A 16,713-nucleotide genomic window follows, 5' to 3' on the forward strand; every position below is an offset into this window, starting at 1 on the left:
CCGCCGGGGCCCGCACCCGTCCCCGCCGGATCACCAGGAGGGTTGCTCCCCATGGCCGTTCAGGTACGCCCGGACGGCGGCCAGGTCGGCGTCGGAGGCCAACCCGGCGTGGTAGAGCCGCAGTTCGTCGGCGCCCGGGACGTCCTGCGGCGGGCCGCCGCCGAGCGCGGCGACCACGGGCCGGTTGGCGGCGAGCACGGTGCCCGGGCGGCGGTGCGGGACGGCGAGCGGCAGCAGGTGGTGCGGGAGGACCAGGCCGTCGGTCAGGCCGAGCAGCCAGGCGGCCTCGACGCCGGGGTTGGGGCCGCTGCGGTGCGGGACGGGGTCGGCGTGCAGCAGGATCCGGAAGCCGGGCGGGGCGGCGGCCCGGACGGCGGTGACGGCGGCGTGCTGCAGGCGGCGGGCGGCGGCCAGCCGGTGGGTGCGGGCGGTGGCGGCGAGGTCGGCGCCCAGCAGCCGTTCGATCCGGTCCCACTCCTCGGGCAGGTCGGGTTCGGGGGCGCCGCGCCACAGCGGTTCCAGGGCGGCGCGGACGGCCGCCCGCAGGGCCTCGGCGTCCGGGCCGTAGCCGGTGCGGCAGGCGGGGCAGAAGCACAGCGACATCAGGAACTGCCCGGCGGGGCCGAGCGGGACGCCGCCGATCTTGTCGTGGGCGTGCAGGTGGGCCAGGCCGTACCAGCCGCAGGACTCCAGTTCGGTGCCGGTGGCACCGGGCCGGACGGCGGCCTCGGCGGCCAGGTCGGCGCAGTACTCGACGACCTCCTCCTGCGCGATGCACGGCGCCCAGGGGTAGTGCTCGCCGTACGCGTTGCGCACCGTGCAGCGCGGGTTCTCCCGGCCCAGGCGGGAGTTGTGGGCCAGCACCACCCAGGAGTGCACCTCCAGCCCGGCGGCGGTCAGGGCGGCGGCGGCATCGCCGAACGGGTCCTCGCCGTCCAGCCAGTGCTGGGCGACGGGGCGCAGCGCGCGGCCGCGCCAGCGGGCGGGGTCGGGCGGGTAGTAGGCGGCGAAGTGCGGGGCGGTGACGATCCGGCGGGCGGGGTGGCGGGGGGTCAGGGCCCGGGTGGAGTGGTAGGCGGCGGCGAGGGTGGCTCCGTGCAGGCCGAGCCCGGCCAGCAGCTCGGGGGCGGCGGGGTCGCCGGTGACGTCCCACGGGTAGAGGAAGGCGGCGGCGCGCACGGGTGCTCCTGGTGGTGGGTGCGGAAACAGACGGGGCGGGCGGCGGCCCGGGGGCGTCCGGCCGGGGGCGGTCCGGCCGGACGGCGGGCGGGCGGGTCGGAGCAGGGCGGGTCGGAGCAGGGCGGGTCAGAGCAGGGCACGGCCCCGGACGACGAGCTCGGCGAGCGCGGCGACGTGCTCGGGGGCGGGTTCGGCCAGCGGGGCGCGGACGGTGCCGACGTCGAGGCCGTCGAGCCGGACGCCCGCCTTGACCAGCGAGACCGCGTAGCCGCGGCCCTGGTTGCGCAGTTCGACCAGGGGGCGGAAGAAGCCGTCGAGCAGCCGGTTGGCGCCGGCGTCGTCGCCGCCGTTGACGGCCTTGTGGAAGGCGAGGGCGAGGTCGGGGGCGAAGCAGAAGACGGCGGAGGAGTAGAGGGTGACGCCGAGTCCGCGGTAGGCGAGGCCGGTGAGTTCGGCGGTGGGCAGGCCGTTGAAGTAGCGGAAGTCGAGGCCGGGGTGGGTGGTGCGGACGGCGCTGATGACGCGTTGCAGCAGGTCGAGGTCGCCGATGCCGTCCTTGAGCCCGATGACGTTGTCGAGGGCGGCGAGGGCGGCGACGGTGTCGGGTTCGAGGACGGCGTTGTCGCGGGCGTAGACGATGACGCCGAGCTCGGTGGCCCGGGCGAGGTCGGTGTAGTGCCGCAGCAGGCCCTGCTGGGAGGGCTTGACCAGGTAGGGCGGCAGGGCGAGGACGCCGTCGGCGCCGGCCCGTTCGGCGCGGCGCAGGAACTCCAGGGCGAGCGCGGTGCCGTGGCCGACGCCCGCGACGACGGGGACGGCCCCGGCGGTCTCCGCGACGGCGGCGGCGACCACGGCCTCGTACTCGTCGAGGTCGAGGGCGTGGTACTCGCCGGTGCCGCAGGCGGCGAACACGGCGCCCGCGCCCGCGTCCAGGCGGGCCCGGACGTGGGCGCGGAAGACGGCGAGGTCGAGGCCGCCGTCGGGGGTGAAGGCGGTGACGGGGAAGAACAGCAGGCCGTCGAGGCGGCTGCGCAGGCGGTCGGGCGTGTCGGGCACGGGGTCCTCCGGTGGGAACGGCGGGGCGACGGGGCGGGCCGGGCGGTGGGCGCCACAGCAGCGTTATACATCATTCTGATCGCAGTACACATCCATGAACGACGAATCAAAATCCTTGCGCGCCCAGAGGGTTGACGACCCCTCACACCCTCCCTAGTGTGTCCACGCATGTGAACGGCGTCCACGAATGTAGAGGAGGTGAGCTCCCCTGTGACGCTCGCCGGTCCGTACGGAGCCCGCACTCGCCGGGCGCTCACCCCGTACGTCCTGATCGCCCCGACCGTGCTGCTGCTGGTCGGCTTCCTGCTCGTGCCGCTCGGCAGCGTCGGCTACTACGCGCTGCAGCACCGGGTGGTGAACGAGCCGTACGACGACGCGTTCGTCGGGCTGGACAACTTCTCCCGGATGCTGGGCGACCAGCAGTTCTGGCACAGCCTGCTGTTCTCCGCGAAGTGGGTGGCCGCCGAGGTGGGGCTGCAACTGCTGCTGGGCCTGGCGCTGGCGCTGATCGTGAACGAGAGCTTCGTCGGCCGGGCGGTGGCCCGGGCGCTGGTGTTCTCGCCCTGGGCGGTCTCCGGGGTGCTGACCACCGGGATCTGGCTGCTGCTGTACAACCCGGCCACCGGGGTGTTCCACCAGCTGTCCGAGTTCGGCCTCGGCGATCCGGCGACCTCGGTGCTGGGCGACCCGGACACCGTGTTCCCGGCCGTGGTGGTGGCCGAACTCTGGCGCGGCGTACCGTTCTTCGCCATCCTGATCCTCGCCGACCTGCAGTCCGTCCCGAAGGACCTGTACGAGGCGGCGGCGATCGACGGCGCGGGCCGGGTGCGCAGCTTCCTGCACGTCACCCTCCCCCACCTGCGGGACGCGATCGTGCTGGCCACCCTGCTGCGCGCGGTGTGGGAGTTCAACAACGTCGACCTGCTGTACACCCTGACCAACGGCGGCCCGGCCGGGGCGACCACCGGCCTGCCGCTGTACGTGGCCCAACTGGCCCGCAAGTCCTACGACTTCGGCTACGGGTCGGCGCTCACCGCGGCGGCCTTCGTGCTGCTGCTGTTCTGCTCGGTGCTGTACCTGCGGCTCAGCCGCTTCGAGGGCCGGGGCGCGGGTCGGAACACGGGGGTGCGGCGATGAGCGTCGACGCCACCCGCCTGCCCGCCGCCCGCCGTCCCGCCGCCCGCTCCGCCCGGCGCGCCGCGGCCCGGGCCGGCACCGGGCGTCTGCTGCGGCTGTTCCTGCCGCTGGGCCTGTACCTGCTCTTCACCCTGGTGCCGTTCTACTGGATGCTGCTGTTCGCGCTGCGCCCGGCCGGTTCCACCGCGCTGCTGCCCTGGCCGGTGACCTTCGAGCACTTCGACACGGTGTGGAACGGCATGGGCTTCCGCACCTACTTCACCAACAGCGTGCTGATCGCCGCGCTGACCCTGGTCTCGGTGACCGTCTTCGCCCTGATGGGCGGGTACGCGCTGGCCAGGTTCGCCTTCCGCGGGCGGCGGGTGTTCGTGCTGGCGCTGCTGTGCACCCAGTTCGTGCCGGGCGCGATGATGCTGATCCCGCTGTTCAACGTCTTCCAGCTGCTGCACCTGATCGACACCCGGTGGAGTCTGGTGGTCGCCGAGACGGTGTTCCAACTGCCGCTGGCGATGGTCCTGATGAGCGGTTTCGTGAAGAACGTGCCGGTGGAACTGGAGGAGTCGGCGATGGTGGACGGCTGCGGCCGGCTGCGCGCCTTCCTCGCGGTGGTGCTGCCGCTGCTGCGGCCGGGCATCGTCGCGGTCGGCTCGTTCGCCTTCATCGGCAGCTGGAACAACTTCCTGTTCGCGCTGATGTTCCTCAACGACCCGGAACTGCAGACCGTCCCGGTGGGCCTGCAGACCACCATCGGCGAGAACACCGTGGACTTCGGCGCGCTGGCCGCGGGCGGCGTGGTCGCCGCGGTGCCGGTGGTGCTGGTGTTCGCCTTCGTGCAGAAGTACCTCGTCCAGGGCATGAGCGCCGGCGCCGTCAAGGGCTGAGCGCCGCCCGCCCCGCAAGCCTCCCGGCCCCGCAGACCCGCCGACCCCGCAGACCCGTCGGCCCCGCAGACCCGCCGATCCCACAAGCTCCCCGCCCCGTCACAGACAGGACCCCCACCCATGGCCCGCTCCCTGCGCACCGCCGCCGCGGCCCTCGTCGCGCTCGGCCTGCTGACCGCCTGCTCCTCGGGCGGCTCCCCCGGCGACTCCGCGAAGAAGACCGTGCTCACCTTCTGGGACAACAACGCCGGTCCGGCCCGCACGCCGCTCTACCAGCACCTGATCGACGAGTTCGAGAAGGCGCACCCGGAGATCGAGGTGAAGTACGTCGGGGTGACCAGCTCCGAGGTCGCCGAGAAGTACAACACCGCGATCGCCTCCGGCTCGACCCCCGACGTGGGCGGCGTCACCACCGCCCTGCTGGCCTCGCTCACCGCGCAGAAGGCACTCGTGCCGCTGGACCAGCGCCTGGCGGGCAGCCCGCTGAACGGGAAGCTGTCGGCGGCGATGCTGGAGACCGCGAAGGCGGCGGCGGGCGGCAAGGGCCTGTACCAACTGCCGTCCTCCGGCAACCAGGACGTGATCTGGTACCGGGCGGACAAGTTCCAGGAGGCCGGGGTGGAGGTCCCGAAGACCTGGGACGAGCTGTTCGCGGCCGCGGCGAAGCTCACCGACAAGGCGAGGAACCAGTACGGCTTCACCATCCGCGGCGGCGCGGGCTCCGGCTTCCAGGTGCTGGCCGAGGCGTACGCCTACTCCGGGCTGGCCGAGGTGTTCGACGCGAGCGGGAAGTCCACCGTCGACGACCCGAAGAACGTCGAGCTGATCGCGAAGATCGCCGCCCAGTACAGGAACACCACCCCGGAGGCCGACGTCTCCAACGCCTACCCGCAGATGCTGGCCCAGTTCCAGGCGGGCCAGGTGATGATGGTGCACCACAACCTGGGCTCCACCAAGGACGTGAAGTCCGCGCTGGGCGACAAGGCGGCCGGGATGCTGCTGCCCGCCGGGCCGGGCGGCACCGCGACGCTGGCCAACCCGGTCGACGGCTTCGGGGTGTTCAGGAACTCCAGGCACCAGGACGCCGCCTGGACCTTCCTGGAGTTCCTCGACTCGCACGCCTCCAACTCGTACTGGAACGAGAACGCCGGGCAGATCCCCGCCAACACCGAGGCCTACGCGGACGACTGGTACCTGAAGTCCGGCATCACCAAGCAGGCCGGGGACGCGCTGAACAGCGGGAGGCTGGTGCAGCCGCCGGTCTACCTGCCGCAGTACTCGAAGATCACCAAGACCGAGGCGGAGCCGAACTTCCAGAAGGTGCTGCTGGGCAGGATGTCCCCGGCGGAGTTCGCCAAGTCGGTGGCCGACGCGCTGACCAAGGCGCAGGCCGACTACAAGGCGAAGAACGGCTGACGGCGGTGGCAGTCGTCGAATCGGTCGAGGTGTCCTTCTTCACCACCCTCGCCCGCACCGCCGTCGACCCGCACGGCCACCGGCACCCGGCCGAGCCGCACGAGGTCCGTGAAGCCCTGCTGACCGTCACCGACGCCGACGGCGTCGCCGGGCGGGTGCTGGTGCAGCCCGACCACCTGCGCCCGCACGTGCTGGAGAAGTACGTCCGGCCCGCGCTGCTGGGGCAGGACGCGCTGGAGCGCGAGCGGCTGTGGACGTCGCTGGCCCGGCGCCAGCGCGGCGCGGGCGGCGGCCTGACCGACCGGGCGCTGTGCTTCGTCGACCTGGCGCTGTGGGACCTCGCGGGGCGGCGGCTGGGCCAGCCGGTGTGGCGGCTGCTCGGCGGCGCCCGCCGTGAGGTGCCCGCGTACGCCTCCACCATGTGCGGCGACGAGACACCGGGCGGCCTGGCCACCCCGGCGGACTACGCGGCCTTCGCGGTGCGGCTGGTCGAGCAGGGCTACCGGGCGATCAAGCTGCACACCTGGATGCCGCCGGTCGCGGGCGCCCCCAGCGTGGCCCTCGACGTCGCGGCCTGCACGGCGGTGCGCGAGGCGGTCGGCCCGGACGTCGAGCTGATGCTGGACGCCAACCACTGGTACTCGCGCACCGAGGCGCTGCGGCTCGGCCGGGCGCTGCAGGAGCTGGGGTTCTACTGGCTGGAGGAGCCGATGGAGGAGGCCTCGGTCTCCTCCTACCGGTGGCTGGCCGAGCAGTTGGACATTCCGGTGATCGGCCCGGAGACCTCCTGGGGCAAGAACTTCACCCGCGCCGAGTGGGCGGCCTCCGGCGCCTGCGACATCCTGCGCACCGGCACCACGGACGTCGGCGGCCTCACCCCAGCGGTGCGCACCCTGCACCTGGCCGAGGCGTTCAACCTGGACTGCGAGGTGCACGGCAACGGCTCCGGCAACCTCGCCCTGCTCGGCGCCACCACCAACGCCCGCTGGTACGAGCGCGGGCTGCTGCACCCGCTGGTCGACTTCGACCTGCTGCCGCCGCACCTGAACTCCGCGGTGGACGCGATCGACGAACGCGGTGTGGTGCGCTTCCCCGAACGCCCGGGCCTGGGCGACGATTTCGACCTCGACTACATCAAGTCCCACACCGTGGAGGTGTCGTGACACTCGTCCTGCTCACCGGCGCGGCCGGCGGCATCGGCACCCTGCTGCGCGAGCTGCTGCCCCCGTACGGCTACCGGCTGCGGCTGGCCGACCTCAAGCCCGTCGAGGGCGCCCCGGACGCGCTGGCCTTCGACCTGACCGACGCCGACGCCGTCCGGGCGGCGGTGCGCGGCGTGGACGCGGTCGTCCACCTCGGCGGGATCTCGCTGGAGGACACCTTCGCCAACATCGCGCACAGCAACATCGAGGGCACCTACCGGCTGTACGAGGCGGTGCGGGCCGAGGGCGTGCGCCGGGTGGTGTTCGCCAGCTCGAACCACGCGGTGGGCTTCACCCCGCTGGACGGCGAGCTGCCGGTGCGCGCCGACATCCCGCCCCGGCCGGACACCTACTACGGCCTGTCCAAGGTGTTCGGCGAGTCGCTGGCCTCGCTGTACGCCGACAAGTACGGGGTGGAGACCGTCTCGCTGCGGATCGGCTCCTGCTTCCCCGAGCCACGTTCGCCCCGGATGCTCTCCACCTGGCTCAGCCCCGGCGACTGCGCCCGCCTGGTGCACGCCGCCCTCACCGCCCCCGGCGTCGGCCACACCGTGGTCAACGCGATCAGCGCCAACACCCGCGCCTGGTGGGACCTCGGCCCGGCCCGGGCGCTCGGCTACGAGCCGCAGGACGACGCCGAGGCGTACGCCGAACGGATCCTGGCCGAGCACGGCGAACTGGACCCGGACAGCGTGGACGCCCGGCTGCTCGGCGGGTACTTCACCACCCTGTAGGCGCCACCTCGACCTGCTCGCGGATCAGGTCGACCGCGGTGATCCGGCCCGCCACCCGCTCCCCGGGGGCCGGATCGCCGCCGCTCCACCGGACGGGCAGGCCGTCCAGTTCGGCCGCCCCGTCCGCCCCGACCTCGACAACGACCTGCTCGCCGACCCGCAGCGCCCGCAGCCGGGCCCACCGGAAGTCCCCGGGGGCCGGGTCGGTCCGCCAGCGGGCCCGCAGCACGCCGTCGGAGTCGGGGCGGACGGCGGTGAACAGCGGGAGGTCCTCGCCCGCGTAGATCGACAGCAGGGCGGCACCCCGGGCGGCGGAGAGGTCGGGGGCCGCGGCGCCGGGTTCGTGGACGCCGCCGGTGATCCGGCCGTCCGCGTGCTCGACGACCAGTTCGAAGGTGTCGTCCTCCTCGGTCGTCGCGGCCAGCCGGGCGGCCACCGCGCCGGCGTCGCCGAGGACGTCCGGCCGCACCGAGAGCAGGGCGCGCGGGGCCAGGCGGGCCCGAACGACGTCGAGGTTCGCGGGGGTGAGCCGGTGCCAGCGGGCTCGGTTGTGGGCGTACCCCTCCTCCAGCAGCGCGGCCTCGCCCCGCTCCACGCACCGGCGCAGCCGTTCCCAGAACTCCCGGTCGGCCGGGCACTGTTCGATCTCGCGCGGCTCGGGTTCGCCGTCGTACGGGGAGGCGGTGATCCGTTCGACGAACAGCCCGGAGGCGCCGGTCGCGGCGACGGCCCGCTCGCACGGCAGGTGGCTGCCGACGTACAGGTACAGGTCCCACCCGACGTGCACGGCGAACCGGCCCTCCACCTCCAGCCGGCCCCAGAACCCGCTGTCGCGCAGCATCGCCCGCACCAGTTCCCGCCCGGTCGGCAGGTCCACCCGCAGCCCGTCGTGCAGCCCTTCCCTGCCGCCGGGCAGCAGCGCGTCCAACGCGTCGCCCCCGTAGGCCGGTTCGAGCCCGAAGTGAACCGTACCGAACGGCAGTTGGGGCTCCCGAAGCTCCAGCACGCCCACCCCGGAGTCGGCGGCGAACGCGGCGACGGCGGCGACGTACGCGGCCTCGACCGGGCCGTGGTCGCTGAGGGTGTCCTCGGTGCCGAGGTAGCGGCCGCGCTCGTCGCGGTCGGCGGGGTCGTACTTGGTGACGCGGTACACGTGCGGCAGCACCGGGCGGTCACCGCTCCCCGGGGGTGCCGGGCTCGTCGTCCCGGCCGATCCGCAGGCGGGAGTCCGCGACCAGGACGTCCCCCGAGCCGTCCAGCCAGAGCAGCCAGTGGTCGTACTCGTGCCCGTCCGGATCGGGGCGGTAGAGGGGGAAGGTGCGCAGCCGCAGGCCGTCGAAGTCGAAGGTGGTGGCGAGCGTGCCGGGGGCGATCAGCACGTCGGTGAGCGGGCGGCCCTCCAGGTGGTCCAGGGCCTGCTGGAGGGCGGCGTCCTCGCTGCCGGCCAGGACGCGGTCGGCGCTCTCCAGCCGCCAGGCCGCCATCATCACCCACAGGTGCCAGCGGCCGTACACCCGGCCGTCCTGGTCCGGCGGCAGCGGGTCGCCGAACTCCATGTCGACGAAGCTGCCCCAGCCGCGTTCGACCCGCCAGGCGGGGAGGCCGAGCAGCGGGGCGATCCGCTGCCGGGCCTGTTCGGGGGTGACGGTGCTCATCCACGCGCCTCCCAGCGGGCGCCGGGGCCGATGCCCAACTGGCGGCGGGAGGGCAGGCGCAGCACCCAGTCGGGGCCGCTGTCCGGGGTGTGGTAGGTGGTGGGGAAGACGGTCAGCCGGTGGTCTCCGAACTCGATCCGGGTGTCCCAGCCGGGTTCGGTGATCCGGACGTCGGTGATCTCGCGGCCGACCAGCACCCGCAGGTCGGCGGCGAGCCGCGGGACGGCGTCGCCGGAGGCGGCGGCCACCACGGGCTCCCCCGGGCCGGTGAGGTCCAGCCGCCAGACGGGGCTGCCGACGGTCAGCCAGCGGTACGCGAGCCCGTTCCTGCCGTTCGACCGGCGGTACGTCAGGGCGAGCAGCAGCGCGAACCGGCCCTCGCTCTCGCTGGGGACGTGCACCGAGGTCACCTTTCCGCCCTGCAGCACGGTCAGCTGCCGTCGCAGGGCGGGCAGGTCGGTCGAGGTGCCGGGGTACGGCTCCGGGGCGCAGTCCGTCTGGGTCGTCACCGCCACAGTCTCCGGTCCGGGCGGGCGGGCGTCCAACCGTTATCGGCGCGCCGCGTACGGGGGTTGACGCCGGTCCGGCGGGGTGGTTCAGCGGGGGGCGTGCGGGTGCATGCCGCGGGCCCGGGCGGTGGCGGCGGCCGCGTCGGAGGCGAGCAGTTCGACCAGGGCGCGGGCGCGTTCGCGGTGCGGGCTGCCGGTGAGGGGGGCGGCGGCGAAGGTGGAGGTGATGGCGGTGTCGCCGGGCAGCGGGCCGAGGATCCGCAGGCCGGGGAGGTCGGCGAGTTCGCTGTGCTGCTGGAAGGCGAGGTCGGCGCGGCCGTCGGTGAGCAGGGTGCCGGCGGGGGTGCCGGGCGGGGCCTGGACGAGGCGGACGCGGTCGGTGAGGCCGAGCCGGTCGACGAGGGCGCGCAGGGCGGTGCCGCTGGGGCCGGTGGAGTGGGCGACGGCGCGGGCGGTGGTGAGCAGGGTGCGCAGGTCGTCGACGGTGTCCAGGGCGGCGGGCGGTGCGCAGGCGGCGACGGCGGCGACGGTCGCGGAGTCCCACAGCGGCCGGGGCGCCTCGGTGAGCCCTTCGGCGTGCAGGGCGGCGAGCGCGTCGGCGGCGAGCACGGCGAGGTCGGCGGGCGCGCCCGCGCGGATCCGGCGGGCGACCTCGACGCCGCCCGCGGCCTCGAACCGCACGGGGGGCAGCAGCGGGGCGAGGTCGGCGAGGGCGGGGCGGACGGCCATCGAGGTCAGGGCGAGCAGGTCCACGGGGTTTTCCTCCACGGGCGGGGTGCGAGACTGGCGGGATGAGTGCGAACCGGGTGTCGGCGGCGGGCAAGGTCCTCCAGGTGCTGGCGGTCTTCGACCGCGAGCACCCGGCGCGGACGCTGTCGGAGATCGCGCAGTGCACGGGCCTGGCGGTGAGCACGGCGCACCGGGTGGTGGCGGAGCTGGCGGCCTGGGGCGCGCTGGAGCGGGCCGAGGACGGCTCGTGGCACGTGGGGCTGCGGCTGTGGGAGATCGCCTCGGGGTGTCCGCGCACCCAGATCCTGCGGGACGCGGCGCTGCCGTTCATGCAGGACCTGTACGAGGCGACGCACGAGAACATCCAGCTGGCGGTGCGCGAGGGCACCGAGCTGGTGTTCGTGGAGCGGATCGCGGGGCACCGTTCGGTGGAGCTGCTGACGATGGTGGGCACCCGTTTCCCGGTGGCCTCCACCGGGATGGGCCGGGTGCTGCTGGCGCACGCGCCGCGCGAGTTCCAGGAGGAGGTGCTGGCGGCGCCGCTGCGCGCCTGGACGCCGCACACGGTCACCGATCCGCGCACGCTGCGGGCGCAGTTGGACCTGATCCGCCGGGAGCAGGTGTTCGTGAGCGACCGTCAGTTGTCGGAGAGCACGGTGGCGGTGGCGGCGCCGGTGCGGACCGGCCGGGCGGGGCCGGTGGGCGCGGCGCTGGGGATCGTGGTGGCGGCGCGCGGCGCGGAGCGGGCGCGGGGGCTGCGGGAGCCGCTGCTGCGGGCGGTGCACGGGATCTCCGAGGAGTTGGGGCGGCGGGCCCGCACGGCGCTGTAGGGCCTGCCGGGGCGTACCGCAGTCTGCGCGGCGGGGGCACCCGGGGGGCAGGGCCTTTCCGTCAGGCGGAAAGGGTGCGGACGGGCACCGCGCCGAGCTGCCAACGTTCGGGGCGGGCCGGACCTCGTCCGTGCCGCACCCCTCGCCCCCGCCCTGCCCTGGAGCCGTCATGCCCGAATCCGTCGTCGACCCGGTCGACACCGTCACCGAGGTGCCCGTCGCGGTGGTCGGCGCGGGGCCCGCCGGGCTGATGCTGGCCCACCTGCTGGGCCGGGCGGGCGTGGCGGCGGTGGCGGTGGACCTGCGCACCCGGGAGGAGATCGCCACCACCCACCGGGCGGGCATCCTGGAGGCGGACGCGGCCCGCGACCTGGTGGAGACCGGGGTGAGCGACCGGATCCTGCGCGAGGGCCACGAGCACGAGGGCACCGAGCTGCGCTTCGGCGGCCGGGCGCACCGGATCGACTTCCGCGCCCTGGTGGGCGCCTCGGTGTGGCTGTACCCGCAGACCGAGGTGTTCACCGACCTGGCCGACGCCCGCGAGCGCGACGGCGGGACGGTGCACTTCGGCGTCCGCGGCACCGAGGTGCTGGACGCGGCCACCGACCGCCCCCGGGTGCGCTTCACCGCGGCGGACGGGACGCGGCACGAGCTGCGGGCCCGCTACGTGGTCGGCGCGGACGGCTCGCGCAGCACGTGCCGGGGCCTCGTCCCGGAGGCGCTGCGCACCCGCTACGGCGCCGAGTACCCGTTCGCCTGGTTCGGCGTGCTGGCCCAGGCCCCGGCCAGCGCACCGGAGTTGGTGTACGCGCACTCGGAGCACGGGTTCGCGCTGATCAGCCAGCGCACCGAGAGCGTCCAGCGGATGTACTTCCAGTGCGACCCGGACGAGCGGACCGAGGACTGGCCGGACGAGCGGATCTGGGCGACCCTGCAGGCCCGGGTCGCGGGCGCGGACGGCTTCCGGCTGATCGAGGGCCCGGTCCTGGAGCGCTCGGTGCTGCGCTTCCGGTCCTTCGTGCAGGAGCCGATGCGCTGGGGTTCGCTGCTGCTGGCGGGCGACGCGGCGCACACCGTGCCGCCGACCGGCGCGCGCGGGCTGAACCTGGCGCTGCACGACGTCAAGGTGCTGGCGGGCGTGCTGCTGCGGGCGCTGGGCGGCGGGGGCGAGGCGGCGCTGGCCGACTACCAGCCGCTGGCGCTGCGCCGGATCTGGCGGGCCCAGCACTTCTCCTCCTGGATGACCCGCCTGCTGCACACCGCGCCGGGCGCCACCGCGTTCGAGCTGCGCCGCCAACTGGGCGAGCTGGACAGCGTGGTGGGCACCCGCGCGGGCCGCGCGTACCTGGCCGAGCAGTACACCGGCTGGCCGGCCTCCGCCTGACACCCCCAACCTTCCGGGAGAACTCCGTGATCATCGACGCGCACGGCCACTTCACCACCGCCCCGCCGCAGCTCGCCGCCTGGCGCGAGCGCCAGGTCGCCGCCGTGGGCGACCCCTCCGCCGCCCCCGACCCCTCCGAGCTGCGGATCTCGGACGACGACCTGCGCGAGGCGGTCGGGTCCAACCAGTTGCGGCTGATGGACGAGCGCGGCACCGACCTGACGGTCTTCTCGCCGCGGGCCAGTTTCATGGCGCACCACATCGGCGACTTCGCGGTCTCCGCGACCTGGGCGCGGATCTGCAACGACCTGGTGCACCGGGTGAGCGCGCTGTTCCCGGAGCGCTTCGCGATGGGCGCGATGCTGCCGCAGTCGCCGGGCGTCGACCCGGCGAGCTGCCTGCCGGAGCTGCGGCGGGCGGTGGAGGAGCTGGGCGCGGTCTCGGTGAACCTCAACCCGGACCCGTCGGGCGGCCGGTGGACGGCGCCGCCGCTGACCGACCGCTCCTGGTACCCGCTGTACGAGGCGCTGGTGGAGTACGACGTCCCGGCGATGGTGCACGTGTCGACCTCCTGCAACCCGGCGTTCCACACCACCGGCGCGCACTACCTGAACGCCGACACCACCGCGTTCATGCAGCTGCTGCAGGGCGACCTGTTCGCGGACTTCCCGACGCTGCGGCTGGTGGTGCCGCACGGCGGCGGCGCGGTGCCCTACCACTGGGGGCGCTTCCGCGGGCTGGCGCAGGCGCTGGGCGGGCCGACGCCGGAGGAGCTGGTGGGCCGCAACGTCTTCTTCGACACCTGCGTCTACCACCAGCCGGGCATCGACCTGCTGACCTCGGTGGTGCCGTCCGAGGGGGTGCTGTTCGCCAGCGAGATGATCGGCGCCGTCCGGGGCGTCGACCCGCTGACCGGCCACCACTTCGACGACACCCGGCGGTACGTGGACGCCACCGACCGGCTCACCGACGCGCAGCGGGCCGCGGTGTACGCGGGCAACGCGCTGCGCGTCCACCCCCGGCTGGCCGCCCGCCTCGCCGCGCGCTGACCGCCCCGACCCCCAGGAGGAGAGAGACATGCACACCGAACTCGGTGTCGTCCACACGAAGATCGAGCGGCCGGACCCGGCCGTGGTGGCCGCGCTGTCGGCCTTCGGCACGGCCACCGTCCACGAGGCGATGGGCCGCACCGGCCTGACCCGCCCGTACCTGCGCCCGGTGTACCCGTCGGCGCGGCTGTGCGGCCCGGCGGTGACGGTGCTGCTGCAGCCGGGCGACAACTGGATGCTGCACGTCGCGGCGGAGCAGGTGCGGCCGGGGGACGTGGTGGTGGCGGCCTGCACGACGGAGAGCGAGGACGGGTTCTTCGGCGAGCTGCTGGCGACCTCGCTGCGCGCCCGGGGCTGCGCGGGCCTGGTGATCGACGGCGGGGTGCGGGACGTCGCGGACCTGCATGCGATGGACTTCCCGGTGTTCTCGCGGGCGGTCAACGCCCGGGGCACGGTGAAGGCCACCCTGGGCTCGGTCAACGTGCCGGTGGTGTGCGCCAACGCGCTGGTGCGGCCGGGCGACGTGGTGGTCGCGGACGCGGACGGCGTGGTGGTGGTGCCGCGCGAGCGGGCCGCCGAGACCGCGCGGGCGTCGGCGCAGCGGGAGGCGAACGAGGCGGGCAAGCGCGAGCGGCTGCGCGCGGGCGAGCTCGGCCTGGACATGTACGCGATGCGCGGCCCGCTGGCCGAGCTCGGCCTGCGCTACGAGGACTGATCGCGATGGAGCAGCAGAAGACCCCGGGCTGGCTGGACTGGCACTCCTCCCCCAGCCGTCCCTCCCTGGAGCTGCCGGCGGGCGCGGTGGACGCGCACTGCCACGTGTTCGGCCCGGCCGCCGCGTTCCCGTACGCCCCGGAGCGCAAGTACACGCCGTGCGACGCCTCCGCGGAGCAGTTGTTCGCGCTCCGCGACCACCTGGGCTTCGCCCGCAACGTGATCGTCCAGGCGACCTGCCACGGCGCCGACAACCGGGCCCTGGTGGACGCGCTGCGCCGCTCCGGCGGCCGGGCCCGCGGCGTGGCGACGGTGCGGCCGGGCGTCTCGGAGGCCGAGCTGCGCGAGCTGCACGGGGCGGGGGTGCGCGGGGTGCGGTTCAACTTCGTGCGCCGCCTGGTGGACGTCACCCCGCGCGCGGACCTGTGGGACGTGGTGGAGCGGATCGCCCCGCTGGGCTGGCACGTGGTGCTGTACTTCGAGGCCGCGGACCTCGCCGAGCTGCGCGAGTTCTTCCTCTCGATCCCGGTGCCGCTGGTGGTCGACCACCTGGGCCGTCCGGACGTCTCGAAGGACGTCGACGGGCCGGAGTTCGCCGGGTTCCTGTCCTTCCTGCGGGCCCGGGACGACGTCTGGTGCAAGGTCAGCTGCCCGGAGCGGCTCTCGCTGACCGGCCCGCCCGCCCTGGACGGCGAGCGCGCCGCGTACCGGGACGTGGTGCCGTTCGCCCGCCGGGTGGTCGAGGAGTTCCCCGACCGGGTGCTGTGGGGCACCGACTGGCCGCACCCCAACCTGAAGGACCACATGCCGGACGACGGTCTGCTGGTCGACTTCCTCCCGCACGTCGCGCCGAGCGCCGAACTGCGGCGGCGGCTGCTGGTGGACAACCCGATGCGCCTGTACTGGCCCGAGAACGAAGGGAGTTGAGCAGCATGGCGATCGACCGCAGCTACCGGCTGGTCCCCGGCACGACGATCTTCGACGCCGAGCAGTCGGCCCGCGGCTACCACCTCAACCAGTTCTGCATGTCGCTGATGACGGCCGAGAACCGGGCCGCGTACCTGGCCGACGAGCGCGCCTACCTGGACGCCTGGCCGCTGCGCGAGGAGCAGAAGCGGGCGCTGCTGGAGCGCGACCTGAACGCGGCGATGCGCGAGGGCGGGAACATCTACTTCCTCGCCAAGTGGGGCGCCACGCTGGGGTTCTCGTTCCAGCAGATGGCGGGCTCGATGACCGGCATGACCGAGCAGGAGTACCGGGACATGATGGTCTCCGGCGGCCGCTCGGCCACCGCCCCCGGCAGCCGGATCGACCACGCCGTGCTGGAGGCCGCGCACGCCGATGCGGCACCGCCCGCCGAGCACGCCGCCGTCTCGGCCGCCGTGTTCACCTCGCACGTCCCGGCGATCGGGGCCGCGCTGGACCACGGCAAGACCGGGGAGCCGTACTGGCAGCCGGTGTTCGCCGGGTACGAGCACTCCCGGCGGTGGGCCGCCGAGCACGTCCCGGACGTGGTGGTCCTGGTCTACAACGACCACGCCAGCGCCTTCGACCTGTCGCTGATCCCGACCTTCGTGCTGGGCACCGGCGCCGCCTACCCGACCGCCGACGAGGGCTACGGCCCGCGCCCGGTGCCGGGCATCGAGGGCGACCCGGAGCTGGCCGCGCACCTGGCGCACTGCCTGATCCAGGACGACTTCGACCTGACGCTGGCCAACGAGATGCCGGTCGACCACGGGCTGACGGTGCCGCTGTCGCTGATGTTCGGCGAGGTGGAGAAGTGGCCGTGCAAGGTGATCCCGCTGCACGTCAACGTGGTGCAGTACCCGGTCCCGTCGGGCGCGCGCTGCTTCGAGCTGGGCCGGGCGCTGCGCCGGGCGATCGAGTCCTACCCGCGCCCGCTGGACGTCCAGGTCTGGGGCACCGGCGGGATGAGCCACCAACTGCAGGGCCCGCGCGCCGGGTTGATCAACCGGGAGTGGGACAACGCCTTCCTGGACCGGCTGGTCGCCGACCCGGCGGGCCTGGCCCGGGTGCCGCACCTGGAGTACGTCGAGCAGGCCGGTTCGGAGGGCATCGAGCTGGTGATGTGGCTGATCGCGCGCGGCGCGCTGAGCGACGTGGACGACGGCGGCAGCGTGGAGGTCGAGCACCGCTTCTACCACGTCCCGGCGTCCAACACGGCCGTCGGCCACCTGATCCTGAACAACCACCACCGCCTTGCCGAGGAGAACTGAC

At 74.3% G+C, this 16,713-nt stretch carries 17 protein-coding genes; 11 read left to right on the forward strand and 6 right to left on the reverse strand.

Annotated features, from left to right (window positions below; genetic code table 11):
• Positions 1-30: 30 nt before the first annotated feature.
• Complete coding sequence (locus ACFY00_RS15985) at positions 31-1,179, reverse strand: hypothetical protein (RefSeq protein ID WP_388031702.1); 1,149 nt, start codon at positions 1,177-1,179, stop codon at positions 31-33.
• A gap of 126 nt (positions 1,180-1,305) precedes the next feature.
• Positions 1,306-2,235, reverse strand: a complete 930-nt coding sequence (locus ACFY00_RS15990) for a 5-dehydro-4-deoxyglucarate dehydratase (RefSeq protein WP_388031703.1) — start codon at positions 2,233-2,235, stop codon at positions 1,306-1,308.
• A 198-nt stretch (positions 2,236-2,433) separates the two neighbouring features.
• Between ACFY00_RS15990 and ACFY00_RS15995 the strand changes: the two genes are divergently transcribed.
• The 5 genes from ACFY00_RS15995 to ACFY00_RS16015 all read left to right on the forward strand — a co-directional run bounded on the left by ACFY00_RS15995 (position 2,434) and on the right by ACFY00_RS16015 (position 7,605).
• Entirely contained in the window at positions 2,434-3,372 is a 939-nt protein-coding gene (locus ACFY00_RS15995; RefSeq protein ID WP_388031705.1) for a carbohydrate ABC transporter permease, read from the forward strand.
• Positions 3,369-4,253, forward strand: a complete 885-nt coding sequence (locus ACFY00_RS16000; protein ID WP_388031706.1) for a carbohydrate ABC transporter permease — start codon at positions 3,369-3,371, stop codon at positions 4,251-4,253. The genes ACFY00_RS15995 and ACFY00_RS16000 overlap by 4 nt, the downstream gene beginning before the upstream one ends.
• Positions 4,254-4,373: 120 nt before the next feature.
• A complete protein-coding gene (locus ACFY00_RS16005; RefSeq protein ID WP_388031708.1) occupies positions 4,374-5,669 on the forward strand; it encodes an ABC transporter substrate-binding protein in 1,296 nt (431 codons plus the stop codon).
• 5 nt (positions 5,670-5,674) lie between these two features.
• Entirely contained in the window at positions 5,675-6,832 is a 1,158-nt protein-coding gene (locus tag ACFY00_RS16010) for an enolase C-terminal domain-like protein (protein ID WP_388031710.1), read from the forward strand.
• Complete coding sequence (locus ACFY00_RS16015) at positions 6,829-7,605, forward strand: NAD-dependent epimerase/dehydratase family protein (RefSeq protein ID WP_388031713.1); 777 nt, start codon at positions 6,829-6,831, stop codon at positions 7,603-7,605. The genes ACFY00_RS16010 and ACFY00_RS16015 overlap by 4 nt, the downstream gene beginning before the upstream one ends.
• Here ACFY00_RS16015 and ACFY00_RS16020 read toward each other — a convergent pair.
• The 4 genes from ACFY00_RS16020 to ACFY00_RS16035 all read right to left on the reverse strand — a co-directional run bounded on the left by ACFY00_RS16020 (position 7,592) and on the right by ACFY00_RS16035 (position 10,522).
• Positions 7,592-8,770 carry an RNA-binding protein gene (locus ACFY00_RS16020; protein ID WP_388031716.1) on the reverse strand — a complete coding sequence of 393 codons (1,179 nt, stop codon included), beginning with the start codon at positions 8,768-8,770 and terminating at the stop codon, positions 7,592-7,594. The genes ACFY00_RS16015 and ACFY00_RS16020 overlap by 14 nt on opposite strands.
• Positions 8,771-8,777: 7 nt before the next feature.
• A complete protein-coding gene (locus ACFY00_RS16025) occupies positions 8,778-9,260 on the reverse strand; it encodes a hypothetical protein (RefSeq protein ID WP_388031719.1) in 483 nt (160 codons plus the stop codon).
• Entirely contained in the window at positions 9,257-9,769 is a 513-nt protein-coding gene (locus ACFY00_RS16030; protein WP_388031722.1) for a hypothetical protein, read from the reverse strand. The genes ACFY00_RS16025 and ACFY00_RS16030 overlap by 4 nt, the downstream gene beginning before the upstream one ends.
• A gap of 87 nt (positions 9,770-9,856) precedes the next feature.
• Positions 9,857-10,522 carry a molybdate ABC transporter substrate-binding protein gene (locus ACFY00_RS16035; RefSeq protein WP_388031724.1) on the reverse strand — a complete coding sequence of 222 codons (666 nt, stop codon included), beginning with the start codon at positions 10,520-10,522 and terminating at the stop codon, positions 9,857-9,859.
• A gap of 38 nt (positions 10,523-10,560) precedes the next feature.
• On the opposite strand from ACFY00_RS16035, the gene ACFY00_RS16040 reads away from it, so the two are divergent.
• From ACFY00_RS16040 to ligA, 6 genes are all read left to right on the forward strand, one after another.
• The gene (locus ACFY00_RS16040; protein WP_388031727.1) at positions 10,561-11,328 is read left to right on the forward strand and encodes an IclR family transcriptional regulator; all 768 of its coding nucleotides are present in this window, start codon (positions 10,561-10,563) and stop codon (positions 11,326-11,328) included.
• Positions 11,329-11,497: 169 nt separating this feature from the next.
• Complete coding sequence (locus ACFY00_RS16045) at positions 11,498-12,712, forward strand: 4-hydroxybenzoate 3-monooxygenase (RefSeq protein ID WP_388031729.1); 1,215 nt, start codon at positions 11,498-11,500, stop codon at positions 12,710-12,712.
• A 26-nt stretch (positions 12,713-12,738) separates the two neighbouring features.
• Positions 12,739-13,761 carry an amidohydrolase family protein gene (locus ACFY00_RS16050; protein ID WP_388031732.1) on the forward strand — a complete coding sequence of 341 codons (1,023 nt, stop codon included), beginning with the start codon at positions 12,739-12,741 and terminating at the stop codon, positions 13,759-13,761.
• Positions 13,762-13,789: 28 nt separating this feature from the next.
• Positions 13,790-14,476, forward strand: coding sequence for a 4-carboxy-4-hydroxy-2-oxoadipate aldolase/oxaloacetate decarboxylase (ligK, locus tag ACFY00_RS16055; RefSeq protein ID WP_388031735.1), 687 nt, complete (start codon positions 13,790-13,792; stop codon positions 14,474-14,476).
• A 5-nt stretch (positions 14,477-14,481) separates the two neighbouring features.
• Complete coding sequence (locus ACFY00_RS16060; protein WP_388031737.1) at positions 14,482-15,402, forward strand: amidohydrolase family protein; 921 nt, start codon at positions 14,482-14,484, stop codon at positions 15,400-15,402.
• Positions 15,403-15,407: 5 nt separating this feature from the next.
• The gene (gene ligA / locus ACFY00_RS16065; RefSeq protein ID WP_388031748.1) at positions 15,408-16,712 is read left to right on the forward strand and encodes a protocatechuate 4,5-dioxygenase subunit alpha; all 1,305 of its coding nucleotides are present in this window, start codon (positions 15,408-15,410) and stop codon (positions 16,710-16,712) included.
• Position 16,713 lies beyond the last annotated feature (1 nt).

This window comes from Kitasatospora sp. NPDC001540, from assembly GCF_042894345.1.
Lineage (GTDB): Bacteria > Actinomycetota > Actinomycetes > Streptomycetales > Streptomycetaceae > Kitasatospora > Kitasatospora phosalacinea_C.

Coding starts and splice junctions, on each gene's coding strand:
- ACFY00_RS16045 (WP_388031729.1), top strand. CDS start 11,498: ATGCCCGAATCCGTCGTCGACCCGGTCGACACCGTCACCGAGGTGCCC.
- ligA (WP_388031748.1), top strand. CDS start 15,408: ATGGCGATCGACCGCAGCTACCGGCTGGTCCCCGGCACGACGATCTTC.
- ACFY00_RS16040 (WP_388031727.1), top strand. CDS start 10,561: ATGAGTGCGAACCGGGTGTCGGCGGCGGGCAAGGTCCTCCAGGTGCTG.
- ACFY00_RS16005 (WP_388031708.1), top strand. CDS start 4,374: ATGGCCCGCTCCCTGCGCACCGCCGCCGCGGCCCTCGTCGCGCTCGGC.
- ACFY00_RS16025 (WP_388031719.1), bottom strand. CDS start 9,260: ATGAGCACCGTCACCCCCGAACAGGCCCGGCAGCGGATCGCCCCGCTG.
- ACFY00_RS16000 (WP_388031706.1), top strand. CDS start 3,369: ATGAGCGTCGACGCCACCCGCCTGCCCGCCGCCCGCCGTCCCGCCGCC.
- ligK (WP_388031735.1), top strand. CDS start 13,790: ATGCACACCGAACTCGGTGTCGTCCACACGAAGATCGAGCGGCCGGAC.
- ACFY00_RS16060 (WP_388031737.1), top strand. CDS start 14,482: ATGGAGCAGCAGAAGACCCCGGGCTGGCTGGACTGGCACTCCTCCCCC.